This is a genomic window from Allobosea sp. UC22_33 (assembly GCF_042700715.1).
Lineage (GTDB): Bacteria > Pseudomonadota > Alphaproteobacteria > Rhizobiales > Beijerinckiaceae > Allobosea.
Map to the genome: position 1 here is coordinate 3049886 of NZ_CP170556.1, position 15708 is coordinate 3065593.

At 63.6% G+C, this 15708-nt stretch carries 24 protein-coding genes; 9 read left to right on the plus strand and 15 right to left on the minus strand.

All coding sequences use genetic code 11. The annotated features are described in order from the left end of the window. Positions 1–121: 121 nt before the first annotated feature. Genes ACFJGT_RS14650 through ACFJGT_RS14665 form a run of 4 tightly spaced genes read right to left on the minus strand, consistent with a single transcriptional unit; the run spans position 122 to position 4069 of the window. The gene (locus tag ACFJGT_RS14650) at positions 122–949 is read right to left on the minus strand and encodes a phage minor head protein (RefSeq protein WP_377838716.1); all 828 of its coding nucleotides are present in this window, start codon (positions 947–949) and stop codon (positions 122–124) included. Then, complete coding sequence (locus ACFJGT_RS14655; RefSeq protein WP_377838717.1) at positions 946–2277, minus strand: DUF1073 domain-containing protein; 1332 nt, start codon at positions 2275–2277, stop codon at positions 946–948. The genes ACFJGT_RS14650 and ACFJGT_RS14655 overlap by 4 nt, the downstream gene beginning before the upstream one ends. Positions 2278–2280: 3 nt before the next feature. Continuing rightward, positions 2281–3675 (minus strand): phage terminase large subunit, encoded by a 1395-nt coding sequence (terL, locus tag ACFJGT_RS14660; RefSeq protein WP_377838718.1) that lies wholly within the window; start codon positions 3673–3675, stop codon positions 2281–2283. Next, positions 3662–4069 (minus strand): hypothetical protein, encoded by a 408-nt coding sequence (locus ACFJGT_RS14665; RefSeq protein WP_377838719.1) that lies wholly within the window; start codon positions 4067–4069, stop codon positions 3662–3664. The genes terL and ACFJGT_RS14665 overlap by 14 nt, the downstream gene beginning before the upstream one ends. Positions 4070–4149: 80 nt before the next feature. On the opposite strand from ACFJGT_RS14665, the gene ACFJGT_RS14670 reads away from it, so the two are divergent. After that, positions 4150–4395 carry a hypothetical protein gene (locus tag ACFJGT_RS14670; RefSeq protein ID WP_377838720.1) on the plus strand — a complete coding sequence of 82 codons (246 nt, stop codon included), beginning with the start codon at positions 4150–4152 and terminating at the stop codon, positions 4393–4395. A gap of 133 nt (positions 4396–4528) precedes the next feature. Then, positions 4529–5119, plus strand: a complete 591-nt coding sequence (locus ACFJGT_RS14675) for an acyloxyacyl hydrolase (protein ID WP_377838721.1) — start codon at positions 4529–4531, stop codon at positions 5117–5119. A gap of 115 nt (positions 5120–5234) precedes the next feature. Here the strand turns inward: ACFJGT_RS14675 and ACFJGT_RS14680 are convergent, their stop codons facing one another. The 4 genes from ACFJGT_RS14680 to ACFJGT_RS14695 all read right to left on the minus strand — a co-directional run bounded on the left by ACFJGT_RS14680 (position 5235) and on the right by ACFJGT_RS14695 (position 7712). Further along, the gene (locus ACFJGT_RS14680; RefSeq protein ID WP_377838722.1) at positions 5235–5480 is read right to left on the minus strand and encodes a hypothetical protein; all 246 of its coding nucleotides are present in this window, start codon (positions 5478–5480) and stop codon (positions 5235–5237) included. A 178-nt stretch (positions 5481–5658) separates the two neighbouring features. After that, positions 5659–5874 (minus strand): hypothetical protein, encoded by a 216-nt coding sequence (locus ACFJGT_RS14685; RefSeq protein WP_377838723.1) that lies wholly within the window; start codon positions 5872–5874, stop codon positions 5659–5661. Between the two features lie 279 nt (positions 5875–6153). Continuing rightward, on the minus strand, positions 6154–6801 hold the full coding sequence (locus tag ACFJGT_RS14690) for a transcription termination/antitermination protein NusG (RefSeq protein ID WP_377838724.1): 648 nt from the start codon (positions 6799–6801) through the stop codon (positions 6154–6156). Positions 6802–6827: 26 nt separating this feature from the next. After that, on the minus strand, positions 6828–7712 hold the full coding sequence (locus ACFJGT_RS14695) for a YdaU family protein (RefSeq protein ID WP_377838725.1): 885 nt from the start codon (positions 7710–7712) through the stop codon (positions 6828–6830). A gap of 56 nt (positions 7713–7768) precedes the next feature. On the opposite strand from ACFJGT_RS14695, the gene ACFJGT_RS14700 reads away from it, so the two are divergent. Continuing rightward, complete coding sequence (locus ACFJGT_RS14700) at positions 7769–8524, plus strand: hypothetical protein (RefSeq protein WP_377838726.1); 756 nt, start codon at positions 7769–7771, stop codon at positions 8522–8524. Between the two features lie 11 nt (positions 8525–8535). Here the strand turns inward: ACFJGT_RS14700 and ACFJGT_RS14705 are convergent, their stop codons facing one another. The 7 genes from ACFJGT_RS14705 to ACFJGT_RS14735 all read right to left on the minus strand — a co-directional run bounded on the left by ACFJGT_RS14705 (position 8536) and on the right by ACFJGT_RS14735 (position 12005). Continuing rightward, positions 8536–8769 carry a hypothetical protein gene (locus ACFJGT_RS14705; protein WP_377838727.1) on the minus strand — a complete coding sequence of 78 codons (234 nt, stop codon included), beginning with the start codon at positions 8767–8769 and terminating at the stop codon, positions 8536–8538. Continuing rightward, positions 8766–9455, minus strand: coding sequence for a hypothetical protein (locus ACFJGT_RS14710; RefSeq protein WP_377838728.1), 690 nt, complete (start codon positions 9453–9455; stop codon positions 8766–8768). Before ACFJGT_RS14710 ends, ACFJGT_RS14705 begins: the two co-directional genes overlap by 4 nt. Then, positions 9455–9673, minus strand: coding sequence for a hypothetical protein (locus ACFJGT_RS14715; protein WP_377838729.1), 219 nt, complete (start codon positions 9671–9673; stop codon positions 9455–9457). The genes ACFJGT_RS14710 and ACFJGT_RS14715 overlap by 1 nt, the downstream gene beginning before the upstream one ends. Beyond that, a complete protein-coding gene (locus ACFJGT_RS14720) occupies positions 9670–10227 on the minus strand; it encodes a GcrA family cell cycle regulator (protein ID WP_377838730.1) in 558 nt (185 codons plus the stop codon). The genes ACFJGT_RS14715 and ACFJGT_RS14720 overlap by 4 nt, the downstream gene beginning before the upstream one ends. Continuing rightward, positions 10224–10913: a GapR family DNA-binding domain-containing protein gene (locus ACFJGT_RS14725; protein ID WP_377838731.1), complete on the minus strand. Its 690-nt coding sequence runs from the start codon at positions 10911–10913 to the stop codon at positions 10224–10226. The genes ACFJGT_RS14720 and ACFJGT_RS14725 overlap by 4 nt, the downstream gene beginning before the upstream one ends. Further along, positions 10910–11383 carry a phage regulatory CII family protein gene (locus ACFJGT_RS14730; RefSeq protein ID WP_377838732.1) on the minus strand — a complete coding sequence of 158 codons (474 nt, stop codon included), beginning with the start codon at positions 11381–11383 and terminating at the stop codon, positions 10910–10912. Before ACFJGT_RS14730 ends, ACFJGT_RS14725 begins: the two co-directional genes overlap by 4 nt. Positions 11384–11783: 400 nt before the next feature. Continuing rightward, positions 11784–12005, minus strand: a complete 222-nt coding sequence (locus ACFJGT_RS14735; protein ID WP_377838733.1) for a YdaS family helix-turn-helix protein — start codon at positions 12003–12005, stop codon at positions 11784–11786. On the opposite strand from ACFJGT_RS14735, the gene ACFJGT_RS14740 reads away from it, so the two are divergent. From ACFJGT_RS14740 to ACFJGT_RS14765, 6 genes are all read left to right on the plus strand, one after another. Beyond that, complete coding sequence (locus ACFJGT_RS14740; RefSeq protein WP_377849081.1) at positions 11958–12440, plus strand: helix-turn-helix domain-containing protein; 483 nt, start codon at positions 11958–11960, stop codon at positions 12438–12440. The two genes, ACFJGT_RS14735 and ACFJGT_RS14740, sit on opposite strands and share 48 nt — an antisense overlap. A 740-nt stretch (positions 12441–13180) precedes the next feature. Continuing rightward, positions 13181–13837, plus strand: a complete 657-nt coding sequence (locus ACFJGT_RS14745; protein ID WP_377838734.1) for a hypothetical protein — start codon at positions 13181–13183, stop codon at positions 13835–13837. A 184-nt stretch (positions 13838–14021) separates the two neighbouring features. After that, the gene (locus ACFJGT_RS14750; protein ID WP_377838735.1) at positions 14022–14360 is read left to right on the plus strand and encodes a hypothetical protein; all 339 of its coding nucleotides are present in this window, start codon (positions 14022–14024) and stop codon (positions 14358–14360) included. Between the two features lie 2 nt (positions 14361–14362). Then, positions 14363–14599: a hypothetical protein gene (locus ACFJGT_RS14755; protein ID WP_377838736.1), complete on the plus strand. Its 237-nt coding sequence runs from the start codon at positions 14363–14365 to the stop codon at positions 14597–14599. After that, the gene (locus tag ACFJGT_RS14760; protein WP_377838737.1) at positions 14596–14907 is read left to right on the plus strand and encodes a hypothetical protein; all 312 of its coding nucleotides are present in this window, start codon (positions 14596–14598) and stop codon (positions 14905–14907) included. The genes ACFJGT_RS14755 and ACFJGT_RS14760 overlap by 4 nt, the downstream gene beginning before the upstream one ends. Beyond that, complete coding sequence (locus ACFJGT_RS14765; RefSeq protein WP_377838738.1) at positions 14907–15677, plus strand: ERF family protein; 771 nt, start codon at positions 14907–14909, stop codon at positions 15675–15677. Before ACFJGT_RS14760 ends, ACFJGT_RS14765 begins: the two co-directional genes overlap by 1 nt. Positions 15678–15708 lie beyond the last annotated feature (31 nt).

Sequence of the window (15708 nt, forward strand, 5' to 3'; positions counted from 1 at the left end):
TGGTGGCGGCAACCATCTGCTGCCCATGGTTCGAACGATGAACCATTGGAGATCGCGATGACGCTTTACCGCTGGCTGCGCCTGGCCCTGGACTTAATCAAGCTGGTCACAGACGTGTGGATCAGAACTCGATGACCGCGCGCGCCGTGCAGCGGCAGCCGGGTCTTTGCCCAGGGTGCCCGCCTTCGGGGGGCTTGTTCCAACGGAACCGTTTGCCTTGTCGATCCCAGTGGGATGGCCGCGCGTTGGGGTAAATACCGTCCGGGTTTCCGGTCACGCGCTCATCAAGCGACGTCGACCACTCGTACTCGACCACGCCCATGGCAGTTTGTCGGATTTCGTTCAGATCGCCATTGAAGCTGGCAGCTTGATCGCGAGCTATGAATTTGGCCCGCCGACGAGCCATCCCGAACTCGTCGATGAGGATCCGCTCAATATCGCGGTTGCTCAGGCCGCGGGTCAGAGCGTCAAGCAGCTTGGATGCGAGGCGGTTGGCGACATCCTGTGACAGGCCTCGGACACGCGACACGTTGGCGAGAACCGCCGCGTCGATCGTGTTGCCGATGCCTTCAGCCTGGATGACAGCGCCAAGGTCGATTCCGATCGCCGAGCGCACCGCCTCGTTGAACCGGCGCTTGTTCCGCTCCTCCTCGGTGTCGAAGGCATCGCGCCACTCTGAGCGCAACCCCTCGACGAAGCCGTCGGCGAAATCCCGCAGTGCCCGCATGGCGCGCTCGAACCAGTTCAGGTCGTCGCGCATCATCTGGGCCTTGGCCGAGATCGCGGCCGGCAACACATCCTGCGCCACCTGCTCGGCCATACGCTTCAAAAGCCGGTTCGTCGGCGCCAGCAGCGCGGCCTGGAACGCGACCGTCGCCGAGATCGGGCGCAGGACGGCGCGCTTTCGCTTCGTCGTCCGCGCCTCGCGCATCCATGCCTGGACGTTCATTCGGTCCCGGCCTGCTGCTGAGCGTTGAGGCGAGCCGCCTCGGCCTCCGCATCCTTGTCCTCAGGCTCGTCGCCGAACTCTTCCAGCGCCGCATCGAGCCCGGGGAACGTCCCGTCCTCGACGAACATGTTCTGCACGCCGCGGGCGAAGGCCGGGTCCGGGATAAGCCCGGTGTCCGCAAGGTCCTTGATCGCCTTGGCCTTCTTCTGAAGGATATCGGCCTTCTCGGTCTCCGAGGCCTGCCAGAGCGGGGCCCAGGTGTAATGGGCATCTGCCGGGCGCGTGCCGAGGGCGGAACGGATCAGGACCTCGTCGAGGCGAACCAAGGCCGGCCGCAGTTCGAGGTTCTGGCCGGCCGAAATCCGGTCATAGAAGTTGCGGATGTCGCTATCACCACTGGACTGCAACCCGCCGGGCGACTGGCTCAGCATGCGCGTGGCCGGGATGTCCGCGGCCCCCGAGGCGATCTGCAGGTAGGCGTTGAGTACCTCCGGCAGGGTGGCGAAGCTGATCTGTTTCGACGACCACTCCTCGTCACCGTCCAGCATCAGCGTGTTGGTAATCGACTTGCCGGTGTTCGCCAGCGAATAGCGCTGAAGGATGCGGCTTCGATATTCCTCGGTCGCGAGGTTCTCCATGAACCCCGGAACCTTGATGACGTCCACCTTCGCTTCCTGGAGCATGGCGGAAATGGCCGCGGCCGCGCTGCCGGCCTGAAGCACCGCATCATAGACCGACTGCAGGACCGTATCGCCCCAGCCGTCATAGGCCAGGACGCGATCGGGCAATTCGGCGCCGATGAAGCGCACTACCCGCGAGGGGTGGATGTCGACCATCCGGCCGTCGCCGGCCAGCGTGTATTTCTTCGGCTCCCCATAGAAGGGCGAAAGCGGATCCTGCTCGAGCTCGCCGGCGATCATCTCGTGTCGGCTGAAGACGTGCAGGTATTTCAGGCCGCCGAGCTTGATAGCGTTGACGTTCAGCGGCGTCGTCGGATCGGCTTCACCGGTGCCGATGAATAGTGCCGAGCCACCATAGAGCCGCGAGAGCTTGCGCGCCCGCGCCACCTTCATCTGGACGCCGAGCCGGGCCTCCTCAGCCTCGATCTTCTCGATCTGGCCCTTCTTAGCCTGCCAGTCGCGCCATTCCCGCGTCTCGTCAAAGGCCGGGATATCCACGATCTTGCGGGCGATCCAATCGCCGCGGTAGGCATTGTCGATCTGCGGCTTGTCGAGCAGCGGAAGCGTGAACACGCTGCCGGTCGACTTGTCCCTGACGGTCCCCAGCCCGGACATCAAGTTCACGAGCGTGTCGGACGTCAGGGCCATGCATCAACTCACATTCGCCAGCGTGAAGCGCGAGCGGTCGAGCAGCGCGTTGAACGCCCTGCTGGTGCTGTCCGCATCGTCGTCGTGCGCCGCCTCGGGGAAGCCCTCCAGCGCTGAGAACCAGCGCTCGTTCCATGGCCCGCGAAGGACGAGGACATTCCCGGCCTCGGCCTGCGCTGAGAACGGGCTGAAGCGCGTGACCTTGTCACCGGATTCCGGCGTCGCCCGAGCGACATAACCTGACAGGAGTTTGGACAGGTTTTGGACTTGTGACTTACCGGCTTGGCCAGGATCCTGCGGCAGCGAGATATGCGTCTCGCGCCCGTCATCCGTCGCCGTGTTCTTGATCAGCGTCTCGACGCCTGCAGGCGAAAGATGGCTCGAAACGTTGTGTGCGACGATGTAGCGGCCATCACTGAGCAGGCCAATCTTGGTCCCGGACGTCGCGTCAGGGTCGTTGCCTTCAACCTTTCGCGTTCCCGCCAGATCCCAACCGCGCATCCAGCGGACGACCTTTGCCGGGACGGTATCGACAACCTCGCACCAGCCGCGCTGGAATAGCAGGCCGGCAGCGGGCCGGATTTTCCAGTTTCCGCCGAGGAGGCGCTCCCGCTCGACCGTCGGCTGAGCCATCAGGTTGGCGAGGTAGCCAGGGTCTGCCGCCATGAGCAGAGCGTTGTCGCTCAGCTTGGCGGGGATGAAGGTCACCGACTTGGGCGGGATCGGCTCGCCAGTCAGCGGGTTGGTGTGGTGCGACAGTTCCTCGGGGCTGTTCGCCCAGATGATCGTATCGCCGATGCGGATGAACCAGCGGAGCTTGCCGGCGCGGTCTGCGATGGCGAACCCGGTCTCCGGATCGATCCACCACGAGATGAACTCGGCAACCCAGCTATCCGCGTCGGGATTGCAGGTCGCTCGGACATACGGCCGAACACCGCACATAGAGCGGTTACGGCTGAGCATGTACCAGAACTGCTTGGCGCTGAAATGCGTCAGCTCGTCGAAGCAGATCAGTGGGATCTGCGATCCCTGCCAGTTGTAGATCGTCTTGTCGTGTTCGAGGTGGGCGAAGGCGACGCCGGCACCTGACGGGAAAGTCCAGCTCAGATCAGGTGCCGATCGCGGCGCCGCGTTGAGATGCGGGTAGAGCTTCTCGCTCTCGTCCCAGAGACCACCCTCATTCCTGACCTGTGTTAGGTTGCGGCGGAAGAAGACCGCGCCGAATGCCGGGTTGCCGACATGTCGGAGCGGCTCCATCAGGAGCGCCCAGGTCTTCCCGCCGCCGGCAGCGCCGCCGTATATGGCGATGTCAGCGGGCGACGAAAGGAAGGTCGTCTGCGGTCCCGGCTGGGGGCGGATGATTGTCGGGGCGCCCTGCCCCTTCTCAACCTCTGCCATTGTCGGGAAGCTGGAAGATCGTCACCGGGGACGTGGGCGCCGGCAGATCCTTGCCATCCTTGCCAGTGTGCTCCGCGACGATCTTGTCGCCATAGACCTTGGGCTTACGCTTTGCCGCGAGCCATTTCAGCGCGTTGACGCGCGCCGTAATATCGGCCGGCTCCTTCTCACTGTCTGTTGCGAGATCGGCGATCTTGTCCGCGAACCAGTCGCCCTGATCCTCACGCGCCTGCGCATACTTGCGACGAAACTCTTCATCGGCTTCAAGCCAGCGCAGAATGGTGCGGGCACTCACACTCGCGGCCTGGGCTGCCTTATCGAGCGTTCCCCCATCGCGAATGATGTCGAGGATCGCAGTCTCGGCGTCGCTACTGAATTCGGATGGCCGGGCCATCGGCACCTCAAACGGGTCCGCGCTTTGCTTTCTCGGCGCGCCTTGGGTGTGGCCCACTACTTCCCGTCGCTGGGAACTTCGTGGCAAAATCCAGCGAAGCCAAAGCTGGGTTCAGGACGATGGCCGAGACTAGGACCGATATCGCTGTAGAAGCCGCCGCGAAGGCATTTCACGAGACCACCCGCGAAAAGCGGCAATACACATGGGATCAGTCGAGCGAAGAGTGGAGGCGCGATCTTCGGGCCTTCGTCAGGCCGATGGTCGAAGCCGCCCTCGTGGCGTCCGATGCGTATGTTGCCGCGGCGCTTCCAAAGCCGAAGGTGTGACACCGCAGTGGCTGAAGCGGTGCGGCGGGCTTGCAACACGCCGACCATTTTGCCCGATCAATCATGGTTAACGATTTCCAAACGAACACCCTCCGATAACATTTGGCGGGGGGATTCGCTGGGAACGCTGCCGATGAGCCGTGTGCTTACTTGTCTCGCTTTATGCCTATGCTTCTCGGCTGGCATCGCTTTGGAAGCGGATGCCGCCGATCTTGCCAATCCGCTAGTTTATGCTCCGCCAGTGGTGGCGCGCTCACTGATTTCCGAGATCCGCGGGGGTGTGTTCGCCCACGCTATCGGAACCAGGGAGGATGGCTCCGTCGACGTCAACGGCGAGATTCTGTTCTCGAAGCCGATCATGCCAGCCGACCCGCTGATGGCGTTCCTTGTCCCGCGACTGCATCTAGGCACGACGATCAACACGGCCGGCGATACCAGCCAGTTCTACGCCGGGTTTACTTGGACCTACGACATCACGCCGAATGTCTTCATCGAAGGCAGCGTCGGCGCCGGATTTCATACTGGCGAGACCGGCCGCTTCCGTGTGCCTGATCGGCTGAGCCTGGGCTGCTCGCCCTTGATCCGAGGCACGGGTTCTCTCGGCTATCGCTTCAACGAGAACTGGTCGATCATGGCAACGGTCGAGCACATTTCGAATGCTAACCTGTGCCACGCCAACCAGGGGCTGACGAACTACGGCGTCCGGATCGGTTACACGTTCTGACAGTAACCAGAACGGCGAGGCGCGGGGGCCAACCTTACGGATGAGCCCATCCCCGCGCGCGAGGACGTGTCAAGCTCGCGCCTCGCCGAACTCTGAGCGGGCTCCGGAACCGGCTCTACGCCGGGCGCTTTAAATCCCGCGTCCGGTCCGGCAGGGCGTCAACCGCCTCGTCAGCCCCCTGATCCTTGTGAAGCACGCCTTCCCGCAGCACCTTTGTCGCGGCGTCGGCCTTTTTCTTGGGATCGGTTGGCAGCCCCTTCGTTTCAGGGGTCGCCTCAAGGCCAATATCGTCGGGTTTCTTTCCCTCGTTCCTGGCGGCAGCGGCGAAGGTAGCGAGGGATTCCGGTTGTTCTTTTGCCATGGCGCATTCCTCCGAATGCAATCGCAACCACGGCCTGATCTCGTTGTTCCTGAGGATGCGAGAAAGCCCGGCCTCGAAGGCCGGGCTTGGTTGATCCTTGGGCCTGATGCGCACTCGTCAGCCGAGGAACGCGCGCAGGTCGAACCTGGGCGGGCTTCCGTTAGCAGTCGAGCTGCCGCTAGTGATGTGGTTCGGGCTGCTCCAGCCCAAAATCGACGATGACCACGTAGCCGGAACTGGCTTGCTTGGTTACCCCGCCGACCGTCACTTCCCGTGAGGGCTGCCAAAGCACGCTGACGACAACACCCTCGTCCTCGCTGACTTGGTCCAGGGCTTCTTGCAGCAATTTCGGGTCGTCCTCGACCGAAATCACCTTATATCCGTCATCGCTCATGGCAGGCTCCTATAATGAGCCGGGACCATAGGCTGGGAGCTTGGCGCAAGATAGCGGACCAAACGATAATGACGGGCGCGCAGCAAAAAGCCCGACCTCCCGGCCGGGCTCCTGTTACCCTTGGCGCTGGTACATCCGCAGTCGCCGGGCAAAGCTTCGCTAGAGCCGCTGTGAGGCGGCGCGGGGTTCGGGGAGCATCAGCCTAGGGCGAGCACACGCGCCGAACAAACCATGAATCAGCTTGTGCCATGGTTCGCGCGCGAGCGCAAGGGGTTGTGTTCAGGCTGCTTGCAAAGCCGATACGCTCATTGTCGCCGGCAATTCACTGCCGAACGATCGGATGATGACCTTGGCGCTGTGCAGACCGATGGAGTCGACGATCTGAGCCATGAAACCCATGAAAGGACCGTCGAGGATGGTGGCTTGATCGCCGGGCTGGAACTTGGTCTTTGACTTGGCCGGCTTCTCAACCGCGACCTGGTTCTGATAGTCGGCGATCGCCTTGAGGGCGGAGTTAGGGACGCGCAGCCAGCCGCGGCTGTTGCTCGCGATTTCCTGGATGCCGTCGATGTCGAAGACGCTGCTGATCGGCTTGCCTTTTACGATGAAGCGCTGGGGATCGCCCTGACCTGTGAGCAGCGGCCCGGACGCGAACAGGTAGCGGGTGAAGGTCGCGATATCGCCCTCGAAGGTGGTTCGCGCTCCGACGGTGACGACCTTGTGGCTGCTCGGCCAGAACGTGCGGCAGCCGGCTTCCTCCAGCCCAGCCGCGGCGCGCGCCTCGCAGCGCGGCCCGGTGTAGACGAGAAACCAGCGCGTTTTCGGATCGAGGTCGAGATCGACCGGCGCCCGGTTGAGGGTGATGACCTCGCGCCTCTCCTTCGGGCCGGGCGGCTTGGCCGCGGCCTTGACCGTCGCCTTCTTCACCTTGTCCTGCCGGCGGTTTCGCTTGCTCATGCGGCTCTCTCGATCGAAGGGGGCAAGCGCGTCGGGAAATACCAGCCCTCGGCGCGGTGCTCGGGATAGAACTTGGAGATCGGCTCCTTGCCGCGGTGGCGGGACCACGCGTCCCATTCCTCGCTACCTCGGGCGACGAATACGGATGCGGGTTGCTGATCGGCCGGGGCTGGCTGGTAGTCCTGCCAACGATCTTGGTTGAGCCAAGTCACCGCCTGGGCGCATTTCTCGGTGCCGGCGCGCCCTGCCCTGCGTTCGATCTCGGCGAAGCGCTTGGCGCCGATGATGATCGCATCCGGCTCGACGCCACGCTTCAGGGCGCGATCGAACTTCTCGCGAGCCGGCTTCTTCGGATCGGCTGCTTCACCTCGATGGGGATAGGCCTTCCAGAATTCCTCGAATTTGTCGTCCGTCGCTGGTCGTGTCGGCTTGTCGACCGACCGAACGTTGGTCGTAGAGCTCTTGGATTCAGGACTATCCTTCTTTCCTTCCCTATCCTCTCCTAATAGCTCACCGTCCGCTGAACGATCGTTGAGCGTTCGCTCAGCGTTCGCTTGACGGGCCGCGACCGACGCACGAGCCGACGCTTTCGCCTTGGCGGATTTCTGCTGAGCGACTGAAAGCTCTTCGTCGATGCGGGCATGGCGCCACTCGCCATCCTGCTCCTCGAAGAATTCTGACAGGTTCAGACGGGCGTCAGACCATTCGGCGTCGGACATGCGCGCGATCCGAGCGAGCTTCCGGTCGTCTGCCGGCAGAGGCTTTTCCCGCTGCCAGTAGTTCATGATCAGCAGCAGATAGGCACCGTGCTCCGCCGCGCTGAGGTGCGCGGTGTCCGCGAGATAGTCTGCAACGAACAATGGCATGTAGGGCGCACTCATGCTGCCCTCGCAAAGCTGTGGAGGCTCAACTCCGTGACCTTGCTGACGCTGCGGGCATGCACCAGCGTGAGCATATGCCGTTTCGCAACTGGCCCACCTGGCTCAAGATTGTCTCCGCGCTGCTCCCCGCGCTCGTTCTTGGGTGGGGCATGTGGATGGCCCTTCGTGACACCCTTTGCTCGGTTGAGACGAGAGATTGGGTTTTGAAGCGGCCTACGCGCGGCGCCTGCCTTGAGTTCTGGCTCTTCCGATATCAATCCGCGTGGGCTGGTATGCTCGGAGCGGCTGCCGCCCTGATTGCAGCGCTCATTGCTTGGCGAGCGGTCCAACGGCAGCTGAACTATGCTCATCAGCAAGCAGAAAAGCAGTCCAATCTGCGAGCCTACAAAGAGCTCGGAGACTTGGCCTCGAACTGCTCGCAGATTGTCGCCGACATACACAATCTGGACACACCCATGGGCAGATCGCATGCTGACCTCCCAAATTTGGATTGCGGATCCGCCTTTGACGTTCTTGCCCCACTCAGTTTCGAAGACACAACAGACCTCTTCCAGCTCGCGAAGACGATCGAAGAGGCGAACCAAGCCGACTTTGATTGGATTGAATCTTACGGCATCCCCGACGGAGACCACTTCATCAAGTGCGCCGCCAGCTACGTCAGTTTGCGCGCGCGGTGTCTTCAGGATCGGTTCGCGAAAGCGCTCGGATGGCAGGTAGAAAGTTCCTACCGCTGGCCACTGCTGGTAACCCACGCGGCGGAGTTCGAAGCGTATCTTCACCGCGTTGAGCTGGAGCAAGCCCGCAAAGAGTAGGAAGCGCTCTTTCAAGGCAGCACCTCGACATCGTCAGGCGGAATCGAGACGAGCCAGCCGGGCATGTTGCCGTCTATCTCAACCATCACCCTGTCAGGCGTGGCGACGCCGTGGCGGAAGGCGTTGACCGCCCGGCCCTCCTTGCCGGCGCATGAGCCGCGCAGCACGCGGACGCGGCGCCCTATGATCGGGTCGCGGATCGGCGCTGGCTCTCCAGGTATCCGCTTGGCGGCAGGACGGCTCATGCGGCCTCCGCGAAAAGCGGCAGGCGCTGCTCGGTAGCGGTCGGCGGGACATCGGCATCCCGCATTGGGAAGCGCTTGGCGTCCTGCTTCCAAAGCCGTGAATAAACGGGGACGAATGCGCGAGGCTTGCGCTCGGGCTCAAAGATGAACCAGCCGAAGCACTGGCCGGCGTTCGACAGCTTGGGGCCTTCGTAGCCCTCCCGATGCATCATCGGCAGCCGGTCGGCGATCTTGATGATCCGTGACAGGCCGACCTGCCGCCACCAGTGATGTCGGCCGGTGCCTTCATACCAGGCGAAGCGGGCGAATATGGCGATGTACGATGCCAGCGCAGCAGCACGCTCGACGAATTCTTCGATCCCGCCAGCTGACCCGTCGAAGGGTGGATTCGTGATGATGCCGCCCTCGAAGCTGTCGGTAGCGGTGAGGAAGTCGAGCAGGCCCGCATCGGGGCAACCGCGATCGACGATGTCGGTGGCGCGCACGGTGAACCCGCGATTGCGCAACGGCAGCACAAGGGCGCCGTTCCCACATGCAGGCTCCCAGAGCTTGCGCGGCAACTTGCGGCCCTCTGCGCACAGAAGCGGGGGCAGCGCGGCATACGGCGAAGCATAGAAATCGAGCCCGCGCTCAGAGCGCGCCGACGCCTTGGGCATTCCCGCGGTTCCGTGGCGAGCCTTCGCCATCAGACGACACTCCGCTCGCGCTCACGGGCGTCGAACAAGGCGTTCGCTGCAGCGGCGGGAGTGCAGCCCATGCGGCTGGCGATCTGGACGTTGTCGAGTCCTCTGCGAACTGGAGGCAGCGCTTGCGCTGCCTCCAGTTCGCAGAGGACTGACGCCAGCGGCGGATTGGTCTGGAAATGCGAGGCGCGCGTTCGGTTTAGATTGGGAATCGCGCTCATCGGACGCGCCTCGATATCTTGAAGAAGCCGTGCTTCTTGTCGAAACTGTCGGTGCGGCGGGGCGCGGCGCTCAGCCCATTGCAATGGGCGCAGTAGGGCTTCCCCTCCTCCACCGCGTTGCCGCAGAACAGCTTCTCGGAGAAGGCGACGTCGTCCTTCCAGAGCGGCCAGCGGCAGTGCCGAGCCTGCAGGTCGAAGAAGCTGATGCGGGAGGCGACATAGGTGTCGCCCGGCTCGATCGTCTTGGGAGGCTCATGGCGGATCTTCGCGATCGGGACGAAGACGGCGCGCATCTGGCGCTGGCTTTTCTCGCGCTCGATCTTTCCCGCGCTGCGGGCGCGGAAGATGATGCCGGCAATCGTGTTGCGCCCGACATCGAGATCGGCGGCGATCTGGCCGTACGTCTTGCCGGCATTGAAGGCCGCGACCACGGCGTCACGCTGTTCCGGCGTGATCTTCGGGGTACCCTGAGGGCGATGAGCGCGTGCGACGGCGACCGGCACCAGCTTGCCGTCGGTCCGCCCCCAGGTGATGGAGCCGGGATGGTAGTTCATGCCTGCTCTCCGAATGAGGGATGGTTGCCGCCACCGGTGCGGCGGAGGAATGCGGGGATTTCGATATCGATCTCGCCGCGTTCGACCTTTGGCGTCGCCGGCTGCGCGGCGCGCGCCGCGATGGCATTGGCAGCCGCCAAGCCTTTGATCGGCTCATCCGCCGCCGGCGAGGGATCAACGGGCGGAGGAGCACCCTCCCCCTCGCTGGACGGCGTGACGAATTGATCGGCATGCGCGGGACTACGCGCGCCATCCCCTGCCGCGCTCGCTGCCGATCCTTCTTCCGGACTTTCACCGGCCGCCGCTTCGCTCTGCGCTGCGGGTGGAAAGCTAGGGGTGGCGATCTCTGAAACTGGTGCGCCGGTTCTCACGGCGCTTCCGACTTCCCCCTCGGATGGGTTCTGACGACGGCCCTCCTCGCGTGCGGGCACATGCACGTACGTGCGAGGGGAGTTGTCGAAGGCCGCGACGTAGAGCTCGACCATGGCCGAGCGTTCCTGCGCCGCAGGGGTTTCGTTTTTCTCGCGGCTGCGGATCTGGCGGATCGCGAGGCCAAGCGCGGTCTTGTCGTAGCCGGCGCTTTTCGCATCGGCATAGACCGTCTTGAGGTCGAGCTTCTTCTCGTCGATCTCGTCATGGATCGACATGAGGCGCTTCATGGTCTGGCGGAGTTCTCCGTCGCTCATGCCGACCTCCGAAGCTCGTCGACAGCGCGAAGGCGGCCGCTTGTGCCCTGCATTTGATTAGCGCGCTGGATGAGCTGGTTGAGCTCGTCGCAGATGGCGGCGTGATCGTTGGGCGAGATGTTGCCGTCCTCGATCGCCTCCCCGACCCGCGCGGCGACATCGGCGAATTCATCGCTGAGCTTGCCGAAGGCCGTGACCATGCATTTGGGCGGCGTCGAGCCATCCGACCGGACCAGATGATTGCCGCATTGGGCCGCCATGACCTCGGTGATGCAGGGGATGCCGCACTCCGCCTCGAGCTTCATCGCGCCGCTGAGCGGGATCAAAGCCGGGTCCGTTGGATCGGTGAAGCGGTGCATCTGCGACTTGGCGAAGCCGGCGATGATGCCCGCGTCCTCGTTCGTGCCGACCATCTTCACCAGAGCCCGCGTCGCGGTCTTGATGCGGAAAAACCATTCGTCTCTTGCCATGGGAGCCTCGAAAATCATGGGATCGGGCTGGAAAACATCCCGTCGCGGGAAGTCCGCGAACGCGCGACTGCTCACGCACAGTGGCGTTGCAGGAGTTGCGTTCGGTGGAGTGGGAGTTGATCGGAGTAGCGGGTCGCCGGCTGATGGAGAGGCTGGCGGCCCGTGTCGGCCCGAGAGTCGCGGCGAACGACAACGTCGAAGCCCAGCTCGACTTGTTCAGCCGAGCGGAGGAGGAGCTCGGGACGATCGCCGAGCGCCGCCCGCCCAACCGACGGAAGCGGAGGCGCAAGGCCCAGGTCCCCGCAAAGCCGGCAGAGGTAGCGCGGAAGCGCCCCGCCGCTGACGACCGCAGCCATAGGCTCCCCGCAGCGACGACAGCTTGTCATATCGAGTGAAAGCATCACGCTGCCCTCTCTTCGGGCTTGGCTCCGAAGACGTCAGGCCGAAGGTCGTGGCGGGAGATGCCAGTGATGCGCTCTACATCTGCCACCCGCGAAACTGGGATGGGCATCCGCCACTTCGTCCAGCGCGTGACGGCAGATTTGTGGATGTTCAGATCCTTCGCCAGCGCTGATTGCGTGACGCCTCGTCGGACAAGCTCAGCGGCAAGGTCGATGCTCATGGCGGTGAATGTTGCGCAACTTGCACCAAAAGTCAACAGTGCAAGTTGCGCATGTCGCTAACGACGATGTTGCGCAACGGGACTACATTCTTGGGCATGCCAAACGTCACCGAGATCCACCGTGGAAAGCAGCCGCGCCGCCCTCATCACCTTCAGGATTGGGCAGCAAAGCGTAAGTTCAGCCAGGCCGACATCGCGCGGGAACTGGGCGCGGATAAGAGCCTCGTTTCCCGCTGGTTCAGCGGCTCTACGCCAGGGCTCGACTGGCAACAGCGGCTGGCCGCTCTCTTCCACACTGAACCGGAAAGCCTATTCCGTCACCCTGATGATGACTGGATAGCTAGGTTTCTGAAGGATCGGGCCGAAGACGAGATCGAGCGCATCAAAGCGACACTTGAAAACGCATTCCCTCGAAAGACAGGCACCGGCAGCTGATGGACAAGGCTGATCACGTTGCCGCGGCGCCGCCGGAGATGCAGCCCGTCATGGCCGCCGCACGCGAGGTTATCGAGGGGCAGTTTCGGGGATGACGCCGAACGAGGCCGCGGAAGCAATTGCGTCGCTGCGTGCCCTCGCGCCTGCCGCCAAAGAATTCGACGGACCAGCGGCGTGGATCGTCCGAACAGACCGGCCGACGCCCTCGCTAGAGCTATCAGTCTCGCTTCGGATTGATGGCATATTGCGCGGAGCCCGCGTGAGGCTGAAGACGCCCCAGCCCTCGTGGGAGGCCGACGTCTATGGACACATTGAGGTTACGGTCTCTCGTCACCACGGATTTCTAAGACTTCGCGCCAATCGAGTGGCGACCGCAACGCGCCCACACCAACAGCGCTTCGGCGCCGGCCGAATATCGGCTTCTCAGCTTCCTGGACCGATGGCACCCACCCGAGCTGAATTATGAGCGCGGCATTGCGGCATTCGCTCAGGATGTGCCAGGCGTCGCGGCTCCGCTCCCTCGTGCTATTGCCACGTTTGAGGAGTATTTAGGATTATGCGCTGATCTCTGGAATTGCCCAGATATGGCGCGCGTCCCGCCGCCTCCCTGGACGCAGGAGTTCCGTCTATGACCGAGTTGATTGACATGAGGGAGGTAGCTTCAAACGTCGTGCGGGCGCTCTCTCACGTCAGCGCTGCGTCTGGCACGGCCTTTGTCGCGACCGCGGCTCAGTACCCCAATGGCACCCAGTGCGTCGTTCGCATTGATCGGTCCCCTCACGGCTTTTTCTGTTTCGGACGACGGATATGCGAGCGTCAGCGCCGAGCTGATGGGCTTGGAAGGGTCATTTGGCAAAGTCGCGAGTGGCATCGCGTCTCGCGCCGGCATTGCGATCGAGCGGAAGGCGTTTGTTCTGCACCAGATCAGCCGCGAGCAGCTCCCTGGAGCCGTTCTCGCAATCGCCAGCAGCTCTGTGCGCGCTGTGGACCACGCCATTCAGGCTGCTCGCACCGTGAAAATTAAGCGATCCCGGGAAACGTTCAACGCCAGGGTCAAGCGGGCGTTCGGCGACAAAGCAGTCTTCGATGCTACGGTTCGGGGAGCCACGCGCGAGTGGGAATTCGAGGCGGCGATCGCCGCACAGTACGGGTTTGCAGGCGTCATCTCTCTGGTGTCTCCTGGGCACGGCGCTGTGGCGTCGGCGAACATGAAGCTTGGCGATATCCGAGCGATGGGCAGTGGCACCAAGGCAATCGCCGCCCTGGTCGACTACGATGGGACCGAACCCGCGTTCAGGACTATCCTGACTTCGGCGGCCGATGCGGTTATCCCGGCAAGCGCTGACCCGATGGTCTACCTCAAAGCCGCCGAGCCTATTTCTGCCGGCATTCACTGATCTTCTGAGCCGTCCGCGCATCAAGAGCCCCGCCCCCACCAGGCGGGGTTCTCATTTGGGTACTGACCAAGATTGACACCCTGCTAAGCAACTCCTCTCATGAGGCGAGTTGCAAGTTGCGCATTTAGCAATTGACATAAGTTGCAAGTTGCGCAACAAACTCTCCATCAACGGAGAGAGACACATGTCGCCTTCCATCGCCGATTTCCCCGCCCATCCTGCCTTCGCCGGCCTGCGGGCGCATTTCGCCAAGCTGATCGCTGACGGCGCCGACGCGGCTCACGATCTGGCTGCCCGTCAGGTTGCTGAGCTGAAACGCCAGTGGCGCGTCCTCGATGGCCAGCGCGGTACCTCGCCTAGCGAGCGCAAGACGCTCCTCGCCCGCATGAGCCGCGACAAGGTCGATGCTCCCGACCTGCTGTCGCTCATCACATGGCTGGAGGCGATCGCCTCGCTCGACCGTTCGCTCGCCGGCATCTCTGCGTCGGACGACATCACCCGGCACATGCAGGCGGCGGAGTGACCATGAGCACGATCCTCGTCCGCTCCTTCAATCGGTGGATTGGCTGGGCGCTGGGCGATCTCGCCCATGTTGCGGGCCGTGACACCCCAAGATCGCGACGGGCCGGGCTCCAGTCCATCAAGCCGTCCGTCACGAACGCCCTTCGCTTCGCCAACGCGATGGGCTGCCCCGCCCGCAAGGCCATGTGCCTGCGCGTCCTCAACTGGCTCAACGCTGAAATTCGGAGGCTGCCGGCATGACGCGTGTCCTGCATATCCCCGCGCGCTCCCGCGAGATCGCTCTCAAGGTCGCCTATGCGGTCGAGGCTGGCCGGGTGCCCTGCCTCGGCCAGTATCTGGACGAGGAGCGCGCCCGCCGCTCGGCTGAGGCCCTGACGGCTCTGCACCACGACTGCCATCAGGCGTTCTGCATCGTCCTCGAAACCCGCACGGTGGATGACGGCCGCATTCCGGTTGCCCGCATCATCGACGGCATCGGCAGCATCGCGGCCGCCCTGATGATCGTCGTCTGCGGATCGTACCTCACCGGCTGGGGGAGCATCATCTGATGCGCCGCCTCGCTCGCAAAGCATTCGCGGCCTTCATTTCATGGCGCGCCCGCCAACGCGCGATCCGTGAAGCTGGAGTGCTCGCCCGCCGGGCTGCTGTGGTCACGCCCGAGATCGTTGCCCGTCGCGCAGAGATCGAGCGCCGGCGCCAGACCCATCGCCCCGTTCAGCACCTGTTGGACGCCCAGCGCCAGGACATGACCGCCCGAACTCCTGCGCGAGCAGGGCCGCTCTCTCCCCGAAAGGATCGCATCATGAGCAATGCAGCCCTCACGATCAGCGAGGCCGATTACACGGCTCCGGCGATCCAGCCGCAGGCCGTCGCAGAGACGACCGCCATCATCTCCATGATTGAGCGCGCCGCGCGTGATCCTGCTGTCGACATCGACAAGATGGAGCGGCTGATGCTCATGCAGGAGCGTGCCATGGAGCGCAGCGCCCGCGCGGCCTATGCCGAGGCGCTGGCCCTCCTGCAGCCTGAGCTCCCGTCCGTCGCCCGAAATGGTCGGATCGTCGTCACCGACAAGGCTGACCGCAACAAGGTGATCCAGAGCACCGCCTATGCGCGGTGGGAGGACATCAACGACGCCATCAAGCCGGCGCTGGCGAAGCATGGCTTCTCGCTGTCGTTCAAGGTCGGCATGGCGAACGACGGCAAGATCACGGTCACCGGCATCCTGACGCACCGCGAGGGCCATCAGGAGGAGACCACCATCACCCTCCCGCACGATTCCACCGGCAGCAAGAACGCCGTCCAGGCAGTCGGCTGATCGACCAGCTACGGCAAGCGCTACACGGCCG

Coding starts and splice junctions, on each gene's coding strand:
- ACFJGT_RS14650 (WP_377838716.1), bottom strand. CDS start 949: ATGAACGTCCAGGCATGGATGCGCGAGGCGCGGACGACGAAGCGAAAG.
- ACFJGT_RS14655 (WP_377838717.1), bottom strand. CDS start 2,277: ATGGCCCTGACGTCCGACACGCTCGTGAACTTGATGTCCGGGCTGGGG.
- terL (WP_377838718.1), bottom strand. CDS start 3,675: ATGGCAGAGGTTGAGAAGGGGCAGGGCGCCCCGACAATCATCCGCCCC.
- ACFJGT_RS14665 (WP_377838719.1), bottom strand. CDS start 4,069: ATGGCCCGGCCATCCGAATTCAGTAGCGACGCCGAGACTGCGATCCTC.
- ACFJGT_RS14675 (WP_377838721.1), top strand. CDS start 4,529: ATGAGCCGTGTGCTTACTTGTCTCGCTTTATGCCTATGCTTCTCGGCT.
- ACFJGT_RS14680 (WP_377838722.1), bottom strand. CDS start 5,480: ATGGCAAAAGAACAACCGGAATCCCTCGCTACCTTCGCCGCTGCCGCC.
- ACFJGT_RS14685 (WP_377838723.1), bottom strand. CDS start 5,874: ATGAGCGATGACGGATATAAGGTGATTTCGGTCGAGGACGACCCGAAA.
- ACFJGT_RS14695 (WP_377838725.1), bottom strand. CDS start 7,712: ATGAGTGCGCCCTACATGCCATTGTTCGTTGCAGACTATCTCGCGGAC.
- ACFJGT_RS14700 (WP_377838726.1), top strand. CDS start 7,769: ATGCACCAGCGTGAGCATATGCCGTTTCGCAACTGGCCCACCTGGCTC.
- ACFJGT_RS14705 (WP_377838727.1), bottom strand. CDS start 8,769: ATGAGCCGTCCTGCCGCCAAGCGGATACCTGGAGAGCCAGCGCCGATC.
- ACFJGT_RS14710 (WP_377838728.1), bottom strand. CDS start 9,455: ATGGCGAAGGCTCGCCACGGAACCGCGGGAATGCCCAAGGCGTCGGCG.
- ACFJGT_RS14715 (WP_377838729.1), bottom strand. CDS start 9,673: ATGAGCGCGATTCCCAATCTAAACCGAACGCGCGCCTCGCATTTCCAG.
- ACFJGT_RS14720 (WP_377838730.1), bottom strand. CDS start 10,227: ATGAACTACCATCCCGGCTCCATCACCTGGGGGCGGACCGACGGCAAG.
- ACFJGT_RS14725 (WP_377838731.1), bottom strand. CDS start 10,913: ATGAGCGACGGAGAACTCCGCCAGACCATGAAGCGCCTCATGTCGATC.
- ACFJGT_RS14730 (WP_377838732.1), bottom strand. CDS start 11,383: ATGGCAAGAGACGAATGGTTTTTCCGCATCAAGACCGCGACGCGGGCT.
- ACFJGT_RS14735 (WP_377838733.1), bottom strand. CDS start 12,005: ATGAGCATCGACCTTGCCGCTGAGCTTGTCCGACGAGGCGTCACGCAA.
- ACFJGT_RS14745 (WP_377838734.1), top strand. CDS start 13,181: ATGGCACCCAGTGCGTCGTTCGCATTGATCGGTCCCCTCACGGCTTTT.
- ACFJGT_RS14750 (WP_377838735.1), top strand. CDS start 14,022: ATGTCGCCTTCCATCGCCGATTTCCCCGCCCATCCTGCCTTCGCCGGC.
- ACFJGT_RS14755 (WP_377838736.1), top strand. CDS start 14,363: ATGAGCACGATCCTCGTCCGCTCCTTCAATCGGTGGATTGGCTGGGCG.
- ACFJGT_RS14760 (WP_377838737.1), top strand. CDS start 14,596: ATGACGCGTGTCCTGCATATCCCCGCGCGCTCCCGCGAGATCGCTCTC.
- ACFJGT_RS14765 (WP_377838738.1), top strand. CDS start 14,907: ATGCGCCGCCTCGCTCGCAAAGCATTCGCGGCCTTCATTTCATGGCGC.